General features: G+C 61.1%; 16 protein-coding genes. 1 reads left to right on the top strand and 15 read right to left on the bottom strand.

The features are described 5' to 3' along the window. Positions 1-127 precede the first annotated feature (127 nt). The 8 genes from ABEH28_RS00265 to ABEH28_RS00230 all read right to left on the bottom strand — a co-directional run bounded on the left by ABEH28_RS00265 (position 128) and on the right by ABEH28_RS00230 (position 12,295). On the bottom strand, positions 128-3,703 hold the full coding sequence (locus ABEH28_RS00265) for a glycosyltransferase (protein WP_346628743.1): 3,576 nt from the start codon (positions 3,701-3,703) through the stop codon (positions 128-130). 120 nt (positions 3,704-3,823) lie between these two features. Beyond that, a complete protein-coding gene (locus tag ABEH28_RS00260) occupies positions 3,824-5,413 on the bottom strand; it encodes a flagellar hook-associated protein 3 (protein ID WP_346628742.1) in 1,590 nt (529 codons plus the stop codon). A gap of 13 nt (positions 5,414-5,426) precedes the next feature. Beyond that, on the bottom strand, positions 5,427-7,469 hold the full coding sequence (flgK, locus tag ABEH28_RS00255; RefSeq protein ID WP_192172643.1) for a flagellar hook-associated protein FlgK: 2,043 nt from the start codon (positions 7,467-7,469) through the stop codon (positions 5,427-5,429). 10 nt (positions 7,470-7,479) lie between these two features. After that, positions 7,480-8,772, bottom strand: coding sequence for a flagellar assembly peptidoglycan hydrolase FlgJ (gene flgJ, locus ABEH28_RS00250; protein ID WP_282371627.1), 1,293 nt, complete (start codon positions 8,770-8,772; stop codon positions 7,480-7,482). Positions 8,773-8,784: 12 nt separating this feature from the next. After that, positions 8,785-9,894 (bottom strand): flagellar basal body P-ring protein FlgI, encoded by a 1,110-nt coding sequence (locus ABEH28_RS00245; RefSeq protein WP_074893047.1) that lies wholly within the window; start codon positions 9,892-9,894, stop codon positions 8,785-8,787. Between the two features lie 13 nt (positions 9,895-9,907). Further along, positions 9,908-10,621: a flagellar basal body L-ring protein FlgH gene (gene flgH / locus ABEH28_RS00240; protein WP_282371631.1), complete on the bottom strand. Its 714-nt coding sequence runs from the start codon at positions 10,619-10,621 to the stop codon at positions 9,908-9,910. Positions 10,622-10,718: 97 nt separating this feature from the next. After that, the gene (gene flgG, locus ABEH28_RS00235; RefSeq protein ID WP_065987266.1) at positions 10,719-11,507 is read right to left on the bottom strand and encodes a flagellar basal-body rod protein FlgG; all 789 of its coding nucleotides are present in this window, start codon (positions 11,505-11,507) and stop codon (positions 10,719-10,721) included. 47 nt (positions 11,508-11,554) lie between these two features. Next, positions 11,555-12,295, bottom strand: coding sequence for a flagellar basal body rod protein FlgF (locus ABEH28_RS00230; protein WP_192172647.1), 741 nt, complete (start codon positions 12,293-12,295; stop codon positions 11,555-11,557). Positions 12,296-12,566: 271 nt separating this feature from the next. On the opposite strand from ABEH28_RS00230, the gene ABEH28_RS00225 reads away from it, so the two are divergent. Next, complete coding sequence (locus ABEH28_RS00225; RefSeq protein ID WP_346629199.1) at positions 12,567-12,746, top strand: hypothetical protein; 180 nt, start codon at positions 12,567-12,569, stop codon at positions 12,744-12,746. A gap of 1,137 nt (positions 12,747-13,883) precedes the next feature. Here ABEH28_RS00225 and ABEH28_RS00220 read toward each other — a convergent pair. From ABEH28_RS00220 to ABEH28_RS00190, 7 genes are all read right to left on the bottom strand, one after another. Further along, the gene (locus ABEH28_RS00220) at positions 13,884-15,620 is read right to left on the bottom strand and encodes a flagellar hook protein FlgE (protein WP_346628741.1); all 1,737 of its coding nucleotides are present in this window, start codon (positions 15,618-15,620) and stop codon (positions 13,884-13,886) included. Between the two features lie 255 nt (positions 15,621-15,875). Beyond that, positions 15,876-17,210, bottom strand: a complete 1,335-nt coding sequence (gene flgE / locus ABEH28_RS00215; RefSeq protein WP_192172650.1) for a flagellar hook protein FlgE — start codon at positions 17,208-17,210, stop codon at positions 15,876-15,878. Positions 17,211-17,238: 28 nt separating this feature from the next. Further along, positions 17,239-17,964 carry a flagellar hook assembly protein FlgD gene (locus ABEH28_RS00210; RefSeq protein ID WP_282371640.1) on the bottom strand — a complete coding sequence of 242 codons (726 nt, stop codon included), beginning with the start codon at positions 17,962-17,964 and terminating at the stop codon, positions 17,239-17,241. A 15-nt stretch (positions 17,965-17,979) separates the two neighbouring features. Next, positions 17,980-18,423 (bottom strand): flagellar basal body rod protein FlgC, encoded by a 444-nt coding sequence (flgC, locus tag ABEH28_RS00205; protein WP_133775926.1) that lies wholly within the window; start codon positions 18,421-18,423, stop codon positions 17,980-17,982. A gap of 3 nt (positions 18,424-18,426) precedes the next feature. After that, positions 18,427-18,834, bottom strand: coding sequence for a flagellar basal body rod protein FlgB (gene flgB / locus ABEH28_RS00200; RefSeq protein WP_192172652.1), 408 nt, complete (start codon positions 18,832-18,834; stop codon positions 18,427-18,429). Between the two features lie 1,074 nt (positions 18,835-19,908). Further along, a complete protein-coding gene (gene cheR, locus ABEH28_RS00195; RefSeq protein ID WP_192172653.1) occupies positions 19,909-20,736 on the bottom strand; it encodes a protein-glutamate O-methyltransferase CheR in 828 nt (275 codons plus the stop codon). 44 nt (positions 20,737-20,780) lie between these two features. Next, positions 20,781-21,713, bottom strand: a complete 933-nt coding sequence (locus ABEH28_RS00190) for a chemotaxis protein CheV (protein WP_192172654.1) — start codon at positions 21,711-21,713, stop codon at positions 20,781-20,783. Between the last annotated feature and the right edge of the window lie 19 nt (positions 21,714-21,732).

Raw genomic sequence — 21,732 nt, 5'->3', positions numbered from 1 at the left:
CGTGCACACCGCGTACCGACTGTAGGACCGGCTTTAGCCGGGAAGGCGGCATACGTCATGCCGCAAAAGTGAGGGTGTGCATGCGGGCCTCTTCCCGGCTGAAGCCGGTCCCACTAAAACACCGTGCTTAATCCGCCAGCCACCCGTTGACCCAGTGCTGGAGGTTGTCGCCGCGCAGGACGTAGTCGCGCATGACCACTTCTTTCAGCTCATCGCCCATGCGGTAGCTGGCGTCCGGGTCGGCCAGGTGCATGCGGATCGCTTCGAGCCATTCGGCGGTGCTGTTGGTCATCACGCGGGTGCACGGCAGGTAGCCGTCGTACGCACGGGTGTCGGTGCAGATCACCGGGTAGCCGCAGGCCCCGTATTCCAGCAGGCGCAGGTTGCTTTTGCAGTCGTTGAAAATGTGGTGTTCCAGCGGCGCCAGCGCGAGGTCCAGGTTTAGGGCCGCCAATTTGGCCGGATAGGCCAGCAAGCCCACTGACGGATAAAACTCGTGCACGTACGGGCGCAGCGACTCGGGGCACATGCCGAAGAACACCCAGTCGACCTGATCGGCCAGCTCGCGCACGACCTCGGCGATGATTTCCAGATCGCCGGCATGGCTGGTCCCGCCGCCCCAGCCCACCCGAGGCTTCTTCGAGGTCCGGCGCTGGCTGCGCAGGCCGGTCCAGAGCTGTGAAGCCAGCATGTTCGGCACCACGCGGATGTCGTGGTGCATCCCCGACAGCGCATCGGCCAGCGTCACCGTCGACACCACCACCCGATCACACAGGCTGGTGCCCAGACGCACCATCGCTTCCATGTTCGACGGCATGCTGCGCAAGTGGCCGTTCTTTTTCGGCACGCTGATCACGTAGTCGTCCAGCTCGTAAATGCGCCGGGCGTTGGAGTACGCCTTGAGGCTGGCGACCTGATCGATGGAATTCTGGCTGTAGCGGCACTGCACGACGATCACGTCCGGCGACTGACGCTCCAGCTCGATGATCGACGGCAGGTCGTAACTCATCCGCCCTTCGATTCGGCCATCGGCTTCCAGCTCCAGAAACGGCTGGGACACGCGGTAATGACCCACCGCCGTGCTGTTGACCGGGATCGCCAGCACATTGGGCAGGCGCCGCGATGAATAAGGGTTCCAGCCTTTTTTAAGGCCCGGTTCCAGGCTATAGAACGAACCGGTCAGGCGCAGGTTCGGGTTGTAGGCCGGGTCGCGGGCGAGGATCGGCAGCCAGCGTTTGTAGAAGGTGTGTTGATCGTCGACCTGGGATTGTTTTTCGCGCACCTGTTCCGCCGGTGTCGAGGCGCCGATCGCCAGCACGGCACGGGGTGCCCAGACCACCAGATGGCCGGATTCGCGGACGCGCAGGCAGAAATCCACTTCGCTCAGGCTGCCGGTGAATTCATTGCTGTTCAGGCCACCGAGCTGCTCGAACAAGGCCCGGCGCACCAACAGGCAGTGGCCGCCCACCGCGCTCAGATCCTGGGCCGCTTGCAACCGCAGCAGATGACCGGGCGCGTGCAGTGGCTCGCCAAAAAACGCAGGGCCGGCCGGGCCGTGGTAACCCAGAATCAGCCCGGCCTGCAGGATGTAGCCTTCGGGGGTGAACAGCTTGGCGCCGACCACGCCGACTTCTTCCCGCCGGCCGTGATTGACCAGTTCGCCCAGCCACGCGGAATCGGCCACCACCGCGTAGATGCTGAGCATCAGCAGGTGCTCGCCGCGGGCGTGGGCAGCGGCGAAGTTGCGCACGTCGGCGCCGTTGCCCTGCCCTTCGTAATGCAGCACGCGCAGGGTATCGCCGCCGATCTGCTGCATGTCCGCCAGCCAGGATCGCGCTTCCGGGTTTTGACTGGCGCAGTCGACGATCAGTACTTCGAACGGCGCGTAAGCGGTCTTCGACAGCAGCGATTCGATGCAGCGCTGCAACGCCGCCAACTGGTCCTGATGGACGATGATGATCGACACCAGCGGACGCGCGTCGCTCAGGTAATCAATGTGATTGACCCACTGCCCTTCCACCTCGCGCAGCTGATGGGCGATGCCCATGCGGTGCAGATGCGCATCGAGCACCGGAGCGTTTTGCGCCATGACCTCATCCAGCGCGAGCCACGCCTGGAAGGGAAACTGCGACTCGACGAGGATTTCCGAAACGTGCTGAACCACCACGCCATGGGCTTCGGTCAGTCGCCAGATGGCGTCGTGGGGCGCCAGTTCGCCGTAGGCGGAATCGAAACCGCCAATCCCGGCCAGCGCGGCGATCTGAAACGCCAGCACCCGGCCAACGTAGGGGTAACTGCGCAGCAGGTCGAGGTTGAAGTCAGGCCGGAACACCGGCTCGGCCGACTCGCCTTCGTGCAGCGCGCCTTCGTCGCCGTACAGGCACAGCACGTCCGGCGAGTGGGCAACGCGTTCGGCGAGGATCAGCAGCGCGCAATCGGTGAGCCGATCCCCCGCCCGCAGCAGGTAGCACCAGTCGCCGCGCTCAAGCTGAGGCAACAGGTCATTGAGTTGCGCCAGCCAGTCGGGCTGCAGCGGCAAGGTGAACACACGGCCGTCGAGCACCGGCGCGTCACAAGCGCTGGACAGCACCAGAGTCAGTTCGGCGGCGTACAACTGCGCGTCGAGACTGGCCAGGGTCAGCGCCACACCGGCGGCACTGGCGTGTTCGTCGAGCACCACCGCCACCATCTTCGGCTGCGACGGCCATGTCGCGACGTTATCCGCCACGCGCAGGCGATCGGCGCCAAACAGGGTGCGGAAGCTCAACCATTGCTGGTACAGCTCGGCAAAACTTTCGCTGTCGGTGCCGACCCGCCACGGCAAGGCGGCCTGTCGGTCACCGAGCATGCGGCTGAGGGGCAGTTCTTGCCAGACACGGGGCTGCTCCAGCGCCTGAGTCAGCGGCACGAAGCGCACCCAGCCGTATTCGGGAGCGTCTTCGCCGGTGCGCGCCTTGAGCATCTTGCCCAGCCATTGACGCTCGTCGGTGATCAGATCCCTGACCCACTGCTGACGGCTGAAGCGCTCCGGGTGCAAGCGCTCGGCGCTGAGCACGTCGTTGAGCATGACCATGTTGCCGCGCTTGAGCAGACAGACGTAGAGCACGAAATCCACCAGCGCGGTGAAGCCGTCGCCCACTTCACGGAGCGCCGGCAGAATCACCTGCACATCGCTGCGGCGCATCAACGAGCTGCTGAAGCCGCCGAGGAAGTTGGTCGGCGAAATATCGAATACGGAGAGCAGATCGGCGCCGTAGAACACCGAGCTGGATTCGGCCAGCGGCGCGTTCTCGATGCGCACCGGCAGCTGAATGTCCTGGGGGTCGCAGAAATAACGCTGGGCCAGCACCAGGCTGACGTCGTCATGCTCGACAAGCACGCTGGCCTGACGCGCCACCGCCGCCGGAAAAAGCCGGTCGTCGTCGCAGAAAAACTTGATGAACTCGCCCTGCGCTTCGTGCAGGCACACCAGCAGATTACCGACGAAACCCTGACGCGTAGGGTTGCGCACGTAACGCAGGGTGACCGGGCTGGAGTCCAGGTACTTTTCAACGATGCCCTGGATCTCGTCGGTCTGGCTGTCGTCGCAGACCACCACTTCAAGGGGCCTATAGGTCTGGGCCAGGGCGTCCTGAAGCGCTCGCTGAAAGAAGCGCGGGTTGTAGGCGGGAATGACGAGGCTGACGAGAGGAGCTGAATTCACGGGCGGGACTCACGAGCGGCGCCGTTCCCCGGGGAGAGGATCGGCATAACCGCTGACAATACGGTTGACGCTCAACGGTGGCGACCCCTGTTGATCAGGGGCCGCCCGCCGCTGGGCCGATTACAACTTGCTGAACAGGTTCAGCGCAGACAGCTGGGTAAACACCAGCTGCGACGCCTGCAGCATGGTTTTTTGCAGGGTCAGACGGGCGATCGCATCGACCGGATCGGATGCGGTAATCGTGCCCGATTCGGTGGTGCCGTTGTCGATCATGTTCTGGTTGGTCACGCCCTGATCGGTCGCCGTTTTGGCCCGGGCACCGCCGTCGCTGGTGGCATTGATGATCTGCTCGGCCGCACTTTTCAGGTTACCGATGGTGGAGGTCATCGTGGCCTGCAGTTTCTGCTGGGCAATCGGGTCGCCATCGACCTTGCCGTTGAGCGCGGTAATGACCTTGGACAAGGTGTTCAGCACGTTCTGGCTTTGCTGGGTCGAAGACTGCGCGGTGAACTGGTCACCTGCCGCCATCGCCGGCGGCGTGCCGCTGAAGGTGAACGTCACGCCGGAGGCCGTCGCCGTGTTACCGCTCAGCGTGCCGGTGGACACCGCTTTGCTGGTCGCCGGGTCATAGGGCGCTGCGTACAGATTGAAGTTGGTGGCATCCGTAAAGCGCACGACAGCGCCGCCCGACGGGAAGGTTTTGTCGAACGCGGCCTGATCGGTCACCACCGAGCTGGTGATCACATCGGTCGAGGTGTTGGCCGGCAGACGCGAAGTGCTCACGGTGCTGGGGGAAACACCCAGCTGGAAGGTGTGGTCCTTGACGGCCGCGTCGGCGGCGCTGGTGCTTGCGTACTGATCTTTGGTCAAGTTGATGTTCAGGTTCAGTTCCAGGCCCCGGAAGGTGATGGCCTGGTTCGCCGAACTGGTGGACGCAAACTTGCCGGCGGCCGACGCCTCACCCGTCACATCCTGGTTGTTTTTGTCCAGGATGGTATAGGCCGTGCTGCTGGTGAAGGAGATCTTGTAGGGCTGGCCGGCGGTGAAACTGGTGTCGTAGGTGGAGGCATTGCTGACGCTGCCGCCGGACAACGAGATCACGCCGTCATCCGCGCCAGCGACCAGGGTCGTTGAGGTGCGCGTGGTGTTGGTCGCTTGTTCGAATGCATCCCAGCCGGTGGTGTTGCTGGCCATGGAGATGCCCGTGCCAACGGCCAGCAGGTTGCGCGTCTGGTCGCCCTGATAGCTGTAGGTGCCGTCGGAGCTGACGGCGTATGGCGCGGTGGTGCCCTTGGACCCGGAGAACAGGTAGGTGCCGTCGGCGTCCTGGCTGTTCATCAGGCCGAGAATCTGCCCCTGCAACTCCTTGAGCTCGGAGGCGTTGGCCTGGCGGTCCTTGTCGGTGAACGAGGTGTTCGCCGCCCCCAGTACCAGCTCTTGCGCGCGCTGAATCGCCGAGGTGATCGACGTCAAGGCCGTCTCGGTCTGCACGACGGTGGTATTGATCGTGTCGATGTTGGATTTGTACTGATTGAGCATCGTGCCCTGCTGCTGCAACTGCAGCACACGGCCCGCGCCGACCGGATCATCGCCGGCCGTGTTGAGCTTGACCTGGCTGGCCACTTCGTCACCGGTTTTGGTGACGTTGGCGTAACTGCGCGAATAGTTCGTGGCGCTGGTTTCGTAAAACTGGGTCGTTGAGATACGCATGGATTACGATTCCTTAAAGACTGTTGATCAGCGTGCTGAAAATGGCTTGAGCGGCTTTGATGATCTGCGACGAAGCGGTGTAGTACTGCTGATACTTGACCAGGTTGGCGGCTTCTTCATCCAGCGAAACACCGGAAACGCTGTCGCGCGCACTCTTGGCCTGGGTAAGGACGGCGGTGGTGGCCGTCGAATCATTCTTGCCCTGCGCCGCCTTGCTGCCGACGGTGGTAATCATGTTGGCGTTGGCGCCGCTCAGGCTCATGCCCGTGCCATTGCCGGCTGCGCTGTCGAGGGTCTGTTTGGTCTGCAGGGTACCGACCGAGGTCGCGTTGCGGTTGTCCAGAGACCCGGCGCCGGTCATGGCGATGCTGTAGGTGTCGCCACTGTTGGCCGAGCCGGCGAGGGTCATGCCAAACTTGAACGACTGCGCAGCACCCGACGAGTCGGTGTAACCCACTTCCAGACTGATGTCGTTGGACTGGCCTTGAACAATCGACCCCTTGATTGCATTGCCGGACTTGTCTTTGACCGCCGCGCCCTGCGCATCGACCAGCGTATAGGCTTGAGCACCATTGGTGACATCGCCCATGAGCAAACGCATCGGCGTCGAGGCGGTGAGCGCGTTTCGCAGATCGGCCGTCGCGGTCGGGTTGTAGATGTCGGCCTGGGTCGACAAGACAGGCTGGGTGAACGTGCCCGAGCCTTTGCTCACGATGGAGCTGCCGGTCAGCGGACTGGCCGAGGCGATGGCTTTCGGGTCGGTCATCACCACCTTGATACCGTCGGCACCGGTCTTGGTCGGGCTGATCTTGAAGCTGTCACCCTCGGTGGAGGTGCCATTGAATTTCAGCGAGAAGCCGTCGATGACCGGCGCAGTGGTGGCGCTGGTGTTGTACGAACCCATGTCCCTGCCGTCCGGCAGCCGCTTGACGCTGTACTGGCCGCTGGCATCGGTGAAGGTCACCTGATAATCGTTGGTCTGCAGCGCGCCGCTGTTGGCAATGGACACCGCGAAGTTGCCCGAGGACTGATCGTTGGTCGTGTTGGCAAGGCTGCGCTGGCTGGTCAGGCTCGGGTCATTGACGCTGATAAACAGGTTGCTGCCGAAGTTGCCGTTGGCGTCCACACCCTGGTTGAGCTGGCTGTTGATCTGGTCGGAAGCGACCACCGCCAGACGGCCCAGCTCGCTGGCGGCCGGCTGCAGCACGTCGCTGCGATAACGCAGCAACCCGCCAAGCGAGCCACCGGTTACCACACTGGAGACATCAACTTCGTTGTTCTGATATTTCAGTTTCAGCGCATACACGCTGGGGTCGCTGTCACTGGGCACGGCGCTCAGGGTATTGGCGGTGGTGCCGGTGACCAGCGGCTGGCCGGTGCCGATGTAAACGTCATAGCTGCCGTTGTTTTCAACGACCTTGGCGCCGACCAGTTCATTGAGCTGACGTACCGCCTCGGTGCGCGAATCGAGCAGCGTGTTGGGCTGACCGCCGGAAGCCTGGGTCTCGGTGATCTGCTTGTTGAGGACGGCAATGGACGACGCCAGTGCATTCACCTGCCCTGTTGCCGTGGTCAGCTGGGTATTGATGCTGGCGTTCTGGTCCTTCATCTGCGCCGAGATGGTGTTGAACTGACCGGCCAGCGCCGATGCACTGGTCAGAAATGTCGTGCGCGCAGCCGTGTCGGTCGGCCCGGACGCCAGGGCGCTCAGGTCAGTGAAAAACTTCGCCAGCACCGTGCTCACGCCGGTCGAGCTGTCGGACAGCATCGAGTCGAGCTTGCTGGCCTGGCTCAGGTACGCGGTGGCGTCGGCGTTGAGCGATGTGCTGGTCTGCAACTGGTTATCGAGGTAGCCGTTGTAGATGCGGCGCACGTCGGACAACGTCGTACCGGTGCCGATGAAACCGACGCCGATGTTCTGCTGAGCCCCGGCGGCGGTCATCACTTGCTGACGCGAGTAGCCCTGCGTGTCGACGTTGGCAGTGTTGTTGCCGATCGTCGTCAATGCTGCGCTGCTGGCGGTGAGTCCCGAAAGCCCGATTGAGATCAGTGACATGGTTCAAACCTTATAAAGTCGTGGAAGAGCCCGAGGCGGATGCGTAGGTCTGGTAACTCTTCATCTGTTTCGCTATCTGAGAAATCTTGCTGGCATAGGACGGGTCGGTTGCGTAGCCGGCCTTCTGCAGCTCTTTCACAAACTGTTCCGGGTTATCGGCGGATTTCAGGGTTTCTTGATAGCGATTGTTGTTCTGCAGGAAGCTCACCAGGTCGTGGAAGCTGCTGGCGTACGAGTCGTAGGCGCGGAAGTCCGCGGTCTCCTTGACCATCTGGCCGTCACGGAACTCGCTGGTGATCGCGCGGGCTTCCGGTCCTTTCCAGCCGCCCTGGGCCTTGATGCCGAACAGGTTGTGGCTGCTGCCGCCGTCGGACTGACGCATGATCGATTTGCCCCAGCCGGTTTCCAGCGCGGCTTGTGCGACGAGCACGCTTGGATCGACGCCGATACGCGCGGCAGCGTCCTTGGCCAGCGGCATCATCGTGGCGACGAAGTCATCACGGTTGGCGAATGCACTCTTGCCCGGCGCCAGCGGTGTCTGCACGCGACTGCGCACATAAGCGTCAGCGTCGGCGGCGTACTGAGGCCCGACGGTCCAGTCGCCATTGCTCTGAGACCCTGCGCTTTTCGCGGCGGCCACGGCATTGGAAACGGCGATGCGGTTCTTCAGTGTGGTAGCGCTGGTGCTCGCGTCCTGGCCGGCGGCGGTGGCGGTGTTCGGGACGATGCCGGCCATGATGCGGTCGCTGAGTTTGCTCGGCAGCGACAGGCGACGGGAATTCAGCGCTGCCACGTCGCTGTGCGCGGTGCCGTCGGTTGCGGCGGGCGCAGTCACCGAACGGGTGGCCCACAGCGGACGCTGAGCGATGTGCGTGGCCAGACCGGTCTGGGCAGGCGCGTCGGCTTTGCCGTCGACCTTTGCCGTGGTCTTGTTGTTGCCGGACACAAGCCCGGTGGCCGGCGCGACTTCAGCGCCCTTGTTTTTCGACAGCTGACGCATGAGCACGTCCTGCAGACCAATGCCGCCACCCTCGCGAGACATGCTCACCGACAGCTGCTGGTCATACATGTCCTGATACTGCCGCGTCGCCGCGGTGTTCATCGGGTTGTCCTTGGCCAGCACTTCGTTGGCCGAACGCATGGCCTTGAGCATCTGGCTGACGAACAGCGACTCGAATTCCTGCGCGACTTTCTTGAGGTTGCCCTCGCTGTCGCGATCACCGGTTTTCATGGCCGTCAGACGATTGAGGTCGGTGTACGCCCCTGAATCACCTGAAGAAACGCCGCCGCTTGGAATGCTCATTCAGTTTGCCTCTTAAATCACGATCAGGTCGGCTTGCAACGCGCCGGCCTGTTTCAGTGCTTCGAGAATCGCCATCAAGTCGCCCGGCGCTGCGCCCACCTGGTTAACCGCGCGGACAATCTCATCCAGCGTGGTGCCCGGACCGAACTTGAACATCGGGTGCATTTCCTGCTGGGCGTTGATCTTCGAACGCGGGACCACGGCGGTCTGGCCGTTGGAGAACGCGCCCGGCTGGCTGACGATCGGGTCTTCGGTGATGGTCACGGTCAGGCTGCCGTGGGTCACGGCTGCCGGCGACACCTTGACGTTCTGGCCGATAACGATAGTGCCGGTCCGCGAGTTGATGATGACTTTGGCGGACGTCTGGCCCGGATCGATTTCCAGGTTTTCCAGCACCGACAGGTAATCAACACGCTGGTTGGGGTCCAGCGGCGCGGTGACTCGCACGGAGCCGCCGTCCAGCGCCTGAGCGACGCCAGGGCCGAGCATGTCGTTGATCTTGTCGACGATGCGCTTCGCGGTGGTGAAGTCGTTGCGATTGAGGTTCAGGGTCAGGGAGTTGCCCTGGTTGAAGCCACTTGGCACGGCACGTTCAACCGATGCACCACCTGGAATGCGACCGGAAGACGGCACGTTGACGGTGATCTTCGAACCGTCGCGGCCTTCGGCATCAAAACCGCCGACCACCAGGTTGCCCTGGGCCACGGCATAGACATTGCCGTCGATACCCTTCATCGGGGTCATCAACAGGGCACCGCCGCGCAGGCTCTTCGAGTTACCAATGGACGATACGGTGATGTCGATCTGCTGACCCGGTTTGGCGAACGGCGGCAGGTCGGCGTATACGGCCACGGCCGCGACGTTTTTCAGCTGCACGGTGCCCGAACCCGCCGGCACCTTGATGCCGAACTGCGAGAGCATGTTGTTGAAGGTCTGCAGGGTGAACGGCGTCTGGGTGGTCTGGTCACCCGTGCCGTTGAGCCCCACCACCAGACCGTAACCGATCAACTGGTTGGTCCGTACGCCGGAAATGCTGGCGATGTCCTTCAGGCGCTCGGCGTGGGCGCCCAGTGCGGTGGTGAACAGCAGCGCTGCCGCTATCAGTTGCTTGAACGTGATCATGGCTATCCCGCTATCAGAAAGGGAACAACGGGCTGAGGAAGAATCGGTCGAACCAGCCTGGCTGACTGGAATCGGCAAACGCGCCTGTACCGGAATAAGTGATGCGTGCGTCGGCGATGCGAGTCGACGACACGGTGTTGTCAGTGGCAATGTCGTCGGCGCGAATCAGGCCGGCGATGCGCACCAGTTCGTCACCGGTGTTCAGGGTCATCCACTTCTCGCCGCGCACCAACAGAATGCCGTTGGGCATGACGTCAGCGACGGTCACGGTGATCGAGCCGGTCAGGCTGTTGCTCTGCGCCGCCTTGCCGTCACCCTTGGTGGCGCGGTCGCCGGTGTATCCGGCGTCCAGGCTGAGGTTGCCACCGCCAACCGGGTTGTTGGTGCTGACGCCTGCGCCAAACAGCGAGGTCAGGCCAAGGCTGGTTTTGCTGGTCTTGCTGATCCCTGAGCTGGCGGCCTTGCTGGCAGCCATCTTCTCGGAAAGCGTGATGGTGATGATGTCGCCGACCCGATAGGCCTTGCGGTCGCCGTACATGTTCTGCTCGAAACCGGCCTGATAAATCGAACCGTTGCTGGCCGCTGAAGGCAGCGGCGTGCGCGGCAACACCGGCGCGTAATAAGGGTCATTGGGTTTGGCCGCAGGCGCAACGCAGCCGGTCAGCAGCGCGATACCGCACACAGGAGCTGCCAACAGGGAAAGCCGCAATACAGAGAGCCGTTTCATGACACTTAAAACCTCGCGGTGTAGCAGGCGTTTTTCAGGCGCCCCTTGGAATTGATCAGGTGTTTCGCAACAGGACATCAGGCGTTTCAAACAGGGCTTACAGGTTCTGGGTCACGTACTGGAGCATCGAGTCAGCGGTGGAGATCACTTTGGAGTTCATCTCGTAGGCACGCTGGGTGGTGATCATGTTCACCAGCTCTTCAACGGTACTGACGTTGGAGTTTTCCAGGGTGTTCTGCTTGACCACGCCCAGACCGTTGAGGCCCGGCGTACCGACCTGAGGCGCGCCGCTGGAAGCGGTTTCCAGGTACAGGTTGCCGCCCTGGGATTGCAGGCCGGCCGGGTTGATGAAGTCCGCGGTCTGCACGTTACCGATGATCTGTGGCGTGGCGGTGTTGGCCGAGGTGGTGATCGACACGGTGCCGTCTTCGCCGACGGTGAAGGTCTGCGAGTCTTGCGGAACGACGATCGCAGGCTCCAGCGCGTAACCGTTTGCAGTCACGATCTGGCCGTTGCTGTCCAGGTGGAACGTACCGTCGCGGGTGTAGGCCAGGGTGCCGTCAGGCTGACGGATCTGGAAGAAACCGCGACCGTTGACCGCCATGTCCAGCGGCTGGTTGGTGGTCTGCAGGCTGCCGGCGGTGAAGTTTTTCTGGGTGCCGACGATGCGCACACCGGTACCCAGTTGCAGGCCCGATGGCAGCTCGCTGTCCTGAGTGGACTGGGCGCCTGGCTGACGCTTGATCTGGTAAAGCAAGTCCTGGAATTCCGCACGGTCGCTTTTGAAACCGGTGGTCGAAACGTTGGCCAGGTTGTTGGAAATGGTCGTCAGGTTGGTGTCCTGGGCGGCCAGACCGGTTTTAGCAACATAGAGTGCCGGAAGCATGTTTGAATCTCCTCGAGCGCCTGTTTATCGGCGCAAGCTGTCAGTCATTAGCCCATTTGCAAGACGCGAGCCATCGACTCGTCATCCTGCTCGGCGGTCTTCATCATCTTGATGTGCAGTTCGAATTGGCGGGACAGCGCCAGCACCGAGGTCATCTCGTCGACGGCGTTGACGTTGCTGGCCTGCAGAAACCCGGATTCGACCTGCACGTCAGCATCGGCCTGGGCCGGTCTGCCGCTTTTGGTGTGCATCAGACCGTCGGGGCCTTTTTCCATGGTGGTCTGGTCGCCCTTGACCAGCTTGATGCGGTCGATCTGCGCCATCACCTGAGGGCTCTCGCCCAGCGAGCGAACGCTGATGGTGCCGTCGGCGCCGATCTCGATCTGCTGCTGCGGAGGCACGGCAATCGGCCCGCTGTTGCCCATGACCGGCAAACCATTGCCATCACGCAACACGCCGAGGGCGTCGATGTTCATGCTGGAGGTGCGGGTGTAGGCTTCGCCGCCGTCGGGCGTCTGCACCGCCATCCAGCCGTTGCCTTTGACGGCGACGTCCAGATCGCGACCGGTGTCGACCATCGCGCCCTGGCTGAAGTCAGTGCCGGGACGTTCGCTCATGGCGTACGCCCGGGACGGGTTAACCTCGCCGAACACCGGCATTGAGCGCGCCTGTTCGAGGTCGCGCTGAAACCCGTTGGTAGAAACGTTCGCCAGGTTGTTGGCATGGGCCTTTTGGGCGATGGCGTTTTCCGACGCTCCGCTCATGGCCACGTATAGCAACTTGTCCACAGTCTTCCTCCTCCGACAGACGCTTGCCGCCTGTAGCTGTACTGAACAGGTCATAGCAATAATCGAACCAGTTTTTCAGCGGTGATACAAAGCGTTGATTCTTCAATGATTCCGGCCGCATTTGGCGGACCGGGATCCGGTTTGGGCCGCCGCGCGACAGCGGACTGCCGGTTTCCTGCACATCGACGGCAGCGAGCGCCAGAAAACTCTCCATGGGGTGCGAAACTTGCAGCGTTTTATGAATTCGCTTGAGTCGCTACGGAAAACTGTCATGGGTCTGCGCATCGCCCTGCTCTTTACATTGATGGCCTGCTCGTTTGCCGTGTGGGCGGCGCCGGCGCCTTACTTCCTTTGGCAAGGCGCCCACCGTACCGTCTGCGCCCAGACCAGCCCGGGCAAAGGCTGGACCCGGATCAGCGCCGCGTATGTGAAGTCGGATTGTTCGATTTGACGGGTTTTGATCTGCTGCAGCTTGATTGCCTGACACGCCGCCTTCCCGGCTGAAGCCGGTCCTACAATGATCTCGGCACAACCGGCTATCCCTGCTCGACGCAAGACCTGTAGGAGTGAGCTTGCTCGCGAAGGCGGTTTAGCTGTGATGAATCAACCGTCTGACACGCCGCCTTCCCGGCTAAAGCCGGTCCTACAATGATCTCGGCACAACCGGCTATCCCTGCTCGACGCAAGACCTGTAGGAGCGAACTTGCTCGCGAAGGCGGTTTGTCTGTGCCATCCCTCTCGCCTGACACCCCGCATTCGTCAGCAAGCTGACTCCCACAGGTTATGCACATAACGCTGAAATCCCGGCGAACGCCGATCCTGTAGGAGTGAGCTTGCTCGCGAAGACGGTTTGCCTGTGATGAATCAACCGTCTGACACGCCGCCTTCCCGGCTGAAGCCGGTCCTACACTGATCTCGGCACCACCGGCTATCCCTGCTCGACGCAAGACCTGTAGGAGTGAGCTTGCTCGCGAAGGCGGTTTGCCTGTGATGAATCAACCGTCTGACACGCCGCCTTCCCGGCTAAAACCGGTCCTGCAATGATCTCGGCGCAAGCGGATATCCCTGCTCGACGCAAGACCTGTAGGAGCGAGCTTGCTCGCGAAGGCGGTTTGTCTGTGATGAATCAACCGTCTGACACGCCGCCTTCCCGGCTGAAGCCGGTCCTACACTGATCTCGGCGCAAGCGGATATCCCTGCTCGACGCAAGACCTGTAGGAGTGAGCTTGCTCGCGAAGGCAGTTTGTCTGTGATGAATCAACCGTCTGACACGCCGCCTTCCCGGCTAAAGCCGGTCCTACAATGATCTCGGCACCACCGGATATCCCTGCTCGACGCAAGACCTGCAGGACCGAGCTTGCTCGCGAAGGCGGTTTGCCTGTGATGAATCAACCGTCTAATACGCCGCCTTCCCGGCTGAAGCCGGTCCTACACTGATCTCGGCGCAAGCGGATATCCCTGCTCGACGCAAGACCTGTAGGAGTGAGCTTGCTCGCGAAGGCGGTTTAGCTGTGATGAATCAACCGTCTGACACGCCGCCTTCCCGGCTGAAGCCGGTCCCACCTTCGCGTTCACGCTAAATCCCGCATCAAGTCGCGCGTATCAGGGTCTGCATCAGTTCCGCCTCCGTCGAGAGGGTTTTCGAGTTGGCTTGATAGGCCGTCTGCGCCTGGATCAGCTCCACCAGCTCGTTGGTCAACGTGACGTTGGAGCCCTCCAGCGAATGGCCGATGACACTGCCCAACGTGCCCACGCCCGGCGAGTCGTAATTGGCGACGCCGGAGGCCAGGGTTTCGACCCAGCGGGTGTCGCTCACCGGCTGCAGCCCCTGGTTGTTGGCGAAGCTGGCGAGCATGACTTGACCGACATTGCGGTGCAGACCATTGCTGAACCCGATCATCAGCATGCCGCTCTTGTCGATCGTCAGCTGGGTGGCCTGCCCCGCTGCGTGGCCGTCGATGACGGGGTTGATGCTGCCCGTGGCGGCGTTGTGCTGACTGATCTTGTTGAAGTCCATGACAATCCCGTCGGCATTTCCCACCGCGCCGTTCGCGCCCCAACGCCCGCCCGGTTTGTTGCCGTCCAGCGGTTTGGCCGGCACCCAGCCTTCGAGGGTCAGGGTGTTGTTGGCAGCGGTCAGCCATTGACTGCCGATCAGCGATTGCAGCGAGCCGCCGGAGTCAAACAGCATGCTTGCCGTCGACGGCGCCGTACTGGTCGGGTCCTGCGGGTTACGCCCGTCGATCAGCGTATGCATCTTCCAGCTGTTGCTGCCGTCTTTGACAAAATACTGGGTCATCTCGTGACGCATGCCGAGGCTGTCGAACACGCCGTAGGTGGACGCCTTGGTGTAAGTGGTGATGTCTGCCGGATTGAAGGTCGGCACGGGCCGCGGCATGAGCGAATCGGCCGGGTCGAGCACGGGCAGGCCACCGTCCAGCAGCGGCAGTGAGATCGGGCCGGGCGCAGGCGCGGGGCTTACGGTCCAGCTGCCGTTGACGTTGATCGCCGGACGCCACTTCTGCAGGGACAACTCGGTGTCGGAAATCATCTTCACCGCCGCCGTCGAACCTGTGACCGACAGCCTCCCCGCCGCAGACACCTGCAAACCGATCTCCAGCGGTGCGGTGCTGGTGGGGTCCAGCGGATTGACGCCGTCGACGAGAATGTACGACGTCCAGTTGTCGTCTTCAGTCTTGACGAAGTACTGCTTGAGTTCGTGATCCTGTGGCGGAACGCCGGCGTCCTGAATGAGCCGCCCCGTTACCCGCGTGTAGGTGGTCGGGTCGCCAGGGTCGAAGCGCGGGATGGCGCCGAGTGACGGCGACGCCGCATTCAGGTTGAGGGTCTGCTCCATCTTGCCGGTGGCCTTGGGCGACATGTCGGCAGCGTCAATCTTCAGGTCCGTGCGAACGCCGCTGATCACCTCCCCCGCGTCTGTCACCCCATAGCCCTGCAAGCGGCTGCCGTGGGAGTCCACGACAAAATTCTGTGCATCCTTGATGAAGGCCCCTGACCGGCCGTAACTGATGGAACCGGCGTCACTCATGACAAAGAAACCGTTGCCCTGAATGCGCATATCAAGCGCCCTGCCCTCGCTGGTGATGACGCCGCCGGGCGCAAAGTTCTGCGAAACGTTGGCCACCTGCACCCCATCACCCGAGGCCGTCCGGCTGCCCCCGAGCATGGATGAGGAATAGACCGCCGAGAACTCGGCGCGTGAGGATTTGAAACCGGACGTGTGGACGTTGGCAATGTTGTTGCCGGCCACTTCCATGCGCTTGTGCGCCGCGTGCAACCCTGAAACCGCTGTGTTGAATGACATGAACACTCCCTGCGCCGTTGTTCAACGACACGCTCGTCAATGCATCGAGATCGCGGGCAAAGGAATGCAATCGAACGGACCGCCTGAGTGGCGTCGCTCAATGGCATTTATTTGTCAGCGAACTTGATTCTCGCAAAGACGAAAGTAGGAAGTTTCCAGTTGTAGAGTGGGACGGCTCTCGATATTTCAGTCAAAAAAAAGCATAAAAAAAGCCCCTCAGAGAGGGGCTTCGTTGACCGTGTCCAGCGACCGTTATCAGGTCATCTGAATGATCGTCTGCATGATGGTGCTTTGCGTCGAAATGGTCTTGGCGTTCGCCTGGTAGTTGCTTTGCGCCTTGATCAGGTTGACCAGTTCACCGGTCAGGTCGACGTTGGATTCTTCCAGCGCCTGCCCGGTCAAGTAACCCAGCGTACCCGACTGTGGAGCGCCCGTGACCGGGATGCCCGACGAGGCCGATTCGCGCCAGTTGGTGCCGCCCGCGGGTGCCAGCCCCTGAACGTTGGCGAAGTTGGTCAACGACACCTGACCGATCACCTTGGACTGACCGTTGGTGTAAGTCGCGAACATGTTGCCGGTGGCGTCGATGTTCATCGCTGTGATCTGGCCGGTGGCGTAACCGTCCTGGGTCTTGGTGATTGCACCCGAGACCGCGTTGGTCTGGGTGGTCGCCAGCATATTGAGCTTGATCCCGCCCGCGTTGGCGGACGCGCCGTTGCTTGACCAGGTGGTGGTGCTGCCGACGGTGGTCTTGGCGGCCGGTACCCAGTTGTTGATCGAGAAGACGCCGTCAGTACCTACGCTCACGTTTGGCGAATTGGTGGTATCAGGGGCGCCGGTGCCGCTGGTGATCAAGCCACCCGACGAATCGAAGGTCACTGCGGTCGCGTCAGCAGTAGTGGAGTTTGGATCGCTGATGCTGCGGCCATCGACCAGGCTGTACATCGTCCAGGTATTGGTGCCCGTCTTCGAAAAATACTGGTCGAGGGTGTGTTCGTTACCCTGACTGTCGTACAGCGGCGTGCTGTAGGTGGTGGTGTAGCTGTTGGTGTCGGACGGCGAGAACGTCGCAACCGTCGGAACCGTCGACGAGGAGTTCAGGTTGGAAGCGACAGTGATCAAGCTGGTGCTTTTCGGCGCCAGGTTCGACGAATCCACACGCAGGTTGCTCAGCACGCCGGTGGAGACATTGCCCTGACCGTCAACGCTGTAGCCCTGCAGGTTATTGCCCGCTTCGTTGATGATGTAGCCGGCGGAGTCGGTGTGAAATGCGCCGGCACGGGTGTACAGCTTTTCGCCGTTGTTGCTCAGCATGAAGAAGCCGTTGCCGTTGATCGCCAGGTCCAGGCTGCGGCCGGTGCCGGTGTTCAGCGTGCCTTGGGTGAACTGCTGCGAAACCGCGGCGGTGGTGACGCCGCTGCCGGTGTTGGTGCCGCCGGAGGTGCCGCGAATCGATTGGGCGTACTGGTCAGCAAATTCCGCACGGGAAGATTTGAAACCGGTGGTCGCGACGTTGGCAATGTTGTTGCCGGTAACGTCGAGACTTTTGTTTGCGGCGTAGAGCCCACTAAGACCAACATTGAAAGACATGATTAACTCCTGCGCCGTCTAGTCGGCTCTAAATTCCGATTTGCTTGATTTTTGACAGTGCCACCTGGGTGCCGCCGGCAAGGTTCAACGTCATGTCAGAGCCCGTTGTGCCCATGGTCACGCTGCTCACTGTCGCCGGCAGATAGGTGCTCAGATTAGTAGCGGTGCCGTCCAGATTGCCGTTGGCGACGAAGCTGTAATTGCCCGCTGCCACCGCTGCGCCGCTGTCGTCCAGGCCATCCCAGCTGAAGGACGTGGTGCCAGCCTTCTGAGTGCCCAGATCGATGGTGCGCACGACGTTGGTACCGGTGCTGTCGTAGATCTTCACCGTGGTGTCGGCGCTGGACGATGGCAGCACCACCGAACCGGTCATGGCCTTGCTGGTGTCGACGTAGGTGGAACCTGCGTCCACGGTTACCGAGCGGCCAACCAGCGACGAGGCCTGCAACGCCTGGGACGACTGATACATGGTGCTGATCGAGTCGACCGAGGTGCTCAGGTTCTGCATGGTTTCCAGACTGCTGAACTGAGCCAGCTGGGCCACGAACTCGCTGTTGTCCTGAGGATCGAGCGGGTTCTGGTTCTGCATTTGCGTGACCAGCAATTGCAGGAATGAATCCTTACCCAGCGAACTTGAGCCGGTGAGGCTGCTGGTGTCGGTGCTGGATTTGGTGCTGGTGCCTGTAGTTCCGGGGGTCGTGCTTTGCAGCCCTTTGAGGAACGTCGAGGTAGCGTCTGTGCTTGAGACCGTCATGGATTTCGCCCTTTATCACTGACCCAGGGTCAGGACCTTCTGCATCATTGTTTTCGCGGTGTTCATGATTTCCGCGTTGGTCTGGAACGAACGGCTGGCCGAGATCATGTCGGCCATCTCGTTGACGACGTTGACGTTCGGGTAATACACGTAGCCGTTCTTGTCGGCTGACGGGTGATTTGGCTCGTAACGTGCTTCGAGGTTGGAGGCGTCTTCGACGATGCCGGAAACCTGTACGCCGGTGCCGGCCTGACCCTGGTCTTCGAACAGCGAGGCGCTGCCGCCGGATTCCTGGCCCTGGAAGACCGTGGCGAACACCGGATGGCGGGCGCGGTAGGTCTTGTCCATGCTGGAGGACACGGTTTCGGCGTTGGCGATGTTGCTGGCCACGGTGTTGAGTCGGGTGTTCTGGGCACTCATGCCGCTACCGGCAATATTGAAAACACTGGATAGGGACATGGATTACTCTCCGCGCAGGGCTGCAACCAGCCCTTTGAATTTGCTGTTGAGCAAGGTAAAGCTGGCCTGAAAACCGATGGCGTTTTCGGCGTAGTTGGCGTTTTCGACCTGGGAGTCGACGGTGTTCTGATCGAGCGACGGCTGCGACGGGGTGCGGTAGAGCAGGCTGGCTTCGCCATCGCTCATGCCTTCGGCTTCGATGTGACGGCTATTGGTCATGTCGAGGGCGAAGTGGCCGTTGTTGCTTTTGTCGCTTTGGGCGGCCAGGACTTTGGAGAAGTCGAGGTCACGCGCCTTGTAGTTGGGGGTGTCGGCGTTGGTGATGTTGTTGGCCAGCACTTCAGCACGCTGGGCGCGGAAGTTGAGCGCTTTTTCGTGGATGCCGAGGGCGTTTTCAAAACTGATGCTCATGTCGGGACCTTTGAGGGCTGACCAGATGTACGTGCAGGAGTTATAGCAATGTGCGTGCCACTTGCTGGAACTGCCGTTTTTCGCGGGCTGCAGGGGTGTTGGTGCAGGGGGATGACAGAAAAGCGGCAAGGGATTTCCGCTCGATGGGAGGAAAGCGGCAAGAGCAGTGCCGTTTTTTTGCCGTTGCCGACGCTGCCGCTTTCAAAAGCCGGAGTCGGCTCTTGCATTGTGTACATCCCTCGCTACTCGGCGGCGCTGATGTTTTGGGCTCGGCCTAACGGCCTTGGTTTCGCCTTCGGCGAGTTACTTGGAAAAGCACCCCAAGTAACCAAGGGTGCTTGCTCCTGGTTTGGCCCTTCGTTCCTCAGGGTTCCCTCACTCCGACGACGCTCCGTGGGCCCGCGCCGAACGGACATCCATGTCCTAGCGGCGCTCTCGCGGCATCCATGCCGCTCGGCCCACTCCGCGTCGTCTGCGTTCGGCCGGCACCCAAGTCGCGATTGGCGGTGTCTGGACTTTTTGTGTACGAAGATCAAAAACAAAAGCAGATCAAAGGCTTCCCGGCTAAAGCCAGTCCTACGGACTGCATGCGCTGCTGTCAGTGGGACCGGCTTTAGCCGGGAAGAGGCCAGTGCAGGCGCTTGCTATTTTGCTGATCAGACACCCTACCTGTGGGAGCGAGCTTGCTCGCGAATGCCGTTGCCGTTGCCGTTGCCGTTGCCGTTGCCGTGCTGTTGATCTTCATACGCAAACGGTCCGGTCACCGCCGAACGCGACTTGGGTGCAGGCTGAACGCAGGTCTCGCGGAGTGGGCCGAGCCGCAAGGATGCGGCGAGAGCGCCGTCAGGACATGGATGTCCGTTCGGCGCGGGCCCACGGAGCGAGACCGGAGTGAAGGAACCCTGACGAAGGAAGGGCCCAACCAGGAGCACAAAGCCCTTGGTTACTTGGGGCTTTATCAAGTAACTCGCCGAAGGCGAAATATCTGCCGTGAGGCAGATGCCCTACCAGCGCCAACACGAAACAAAAAACCCCGCCTAAGCGGGGTTCTCATCAAAGCAAAACCGCAGCCAATCACTTGGCCTGATAAATAATCCCGGGACTGCACTGCACCATCTGATAATGATCGGGCAACCCGTTCAACGCCTCCGACGCCCCCAGGAACAAATACCCCCCCGGCTTCAACGTCGAATGAATACGCAGCAAAATATCCTTCTTCACCTCTGCCGAAAAATAAATCAGCACGTTGCGACAGAACACGATATCGAACTTGCCCAACGCCGCATAACTGTCCAACAGATTGAACGAACGAAACTCCACACGGCTTTTGATCGGCGCCTTCACCGTCCAGCGCCCTGGCGTCTTCTGATCGAAGAAACGCTGCAGACGATCCGGCGACAAACCCCGGCCGATGGCCAGACTGTCGTACTCACCCGTCTTGCAATTGTTCAACATCAAACCCGACAAATCCGTCGCCACAATCTGCGCGCCCGACTTCAACTGCCCCGGGTTGCTGCGCTCGAACTCATCGATCGTCATCGACAGCGAATACGGTTCCTGACCCGACGAACACGCCGCCGACCAGATACGCAAACGCTGGTTGGGGCTGGCCTTGATCGCCTCGGGCAAGACCTTGTTCTTCATCACCTCGAAGGGGTACGTGTCGCGAAACCACAACGTCTCGTTGGTGGTCATCGCATCCACCACCTGCTCACGCAAACCACTGCGCGGCTGAGTCTGGATCCGCTGGATCAGCTCGCCCAACGATTTGATGGACTGCTGCTCCATCAACTTGTTGAGGCGGCTGGAAACCAGGTACTGCTTATTTTCACCCAGCAAAATGCCACAGGCTTTTTCCAGGAATACCCGGAACTGATCAAAATCCAAATTACCTGTAGACATGCCGCCTCTCAAATCATGTGAACAGCAAGGAGGAAAACCCCTCCTCAGCTGATATCTGCCGCCTTGATACGATCTACCACCCTCGCCGCCAGATCGTCTGGCCGGAACTTGGCCAGGAAATCATCCGCGCCGACCTTCTTGACCATCGCCTGGTTGAACACGCCGGACAACGACGTATGCAACACGATGTGCAACTTCTGCATGCGCGGGTCGCTGCGAATCTCCGCAGTGAGGGTATAGCCATCCATCTCCGGCATTTCAATGTCGGAAATCATCATCAGGAATTCTTCTTCCGGCTTCTTGCCTTCATCCACCAGTTTGCGCAGGAAATCGAGTGCCTGACGACCGTCATTCAACGCCGTGACTTCCACGCCGACGGTTTGCAGGCAACGCGTCACCTGTTTGCGCGCCACCGAGGAGTCATCGACCGTCAGCACGCGCAGCGACAGCGCCTTGTGCTGAACCTCCGCCGTGACCACGCCGACCGAGATGTTCTCGGACACCGGCGCCACTTCGGCGAGGATCTTCTCGACATCGATGATTTCCACCAGCTGGTTGTCCAGACGCGTCACTGCCGTGAGGTAGTGGTCGCGACCGGTGCCCTTGGGTGGCGGGTGAATGTCTTCCCAGTTCATGTTGACGATGCGTTCCACCGCATGCACCAGGAAGCCCTGAATCTTGGTGTTGTACTCCGTGATGATCACGAATGAATTGGTAATGTCAGCCAGCGGCTTGCCACCGGTCGCCAACGCCAGATCGAGGATCGGGATAGTCCCGCCACGAATATTTGCCACTCCGCGCACAATCGGACTGGATTTGGGCATATGGGTAAGTTTCGGGCACTGAAGCACCTCTTTTACCTTGAACACGTTGATCCCATACAACTGCTTGCCGTCCAACCGGAACAGCAACAGTTCAAGGCGGTTCTGCCCGACCAGTTGAGTGCGCTGGTTTACTGAATCCATCACACCAGCCATGCACCACACCTCCCAAAAC

Source organism: Pseudomonas sp. Ps21-P2, from assembly GCF_039672565.1.
Classification (GTDB): domain Bacteria; phylum Pseudomonadota; class Gammaproteobacteria; order Pseudomonadales; family Pseudomonadaceae; genus Aquipseudomonas.
Note: the sequence above shows the minus strand (reverse complement) of the source record. Positions and strands in the feature narration are given on the sequence as shown.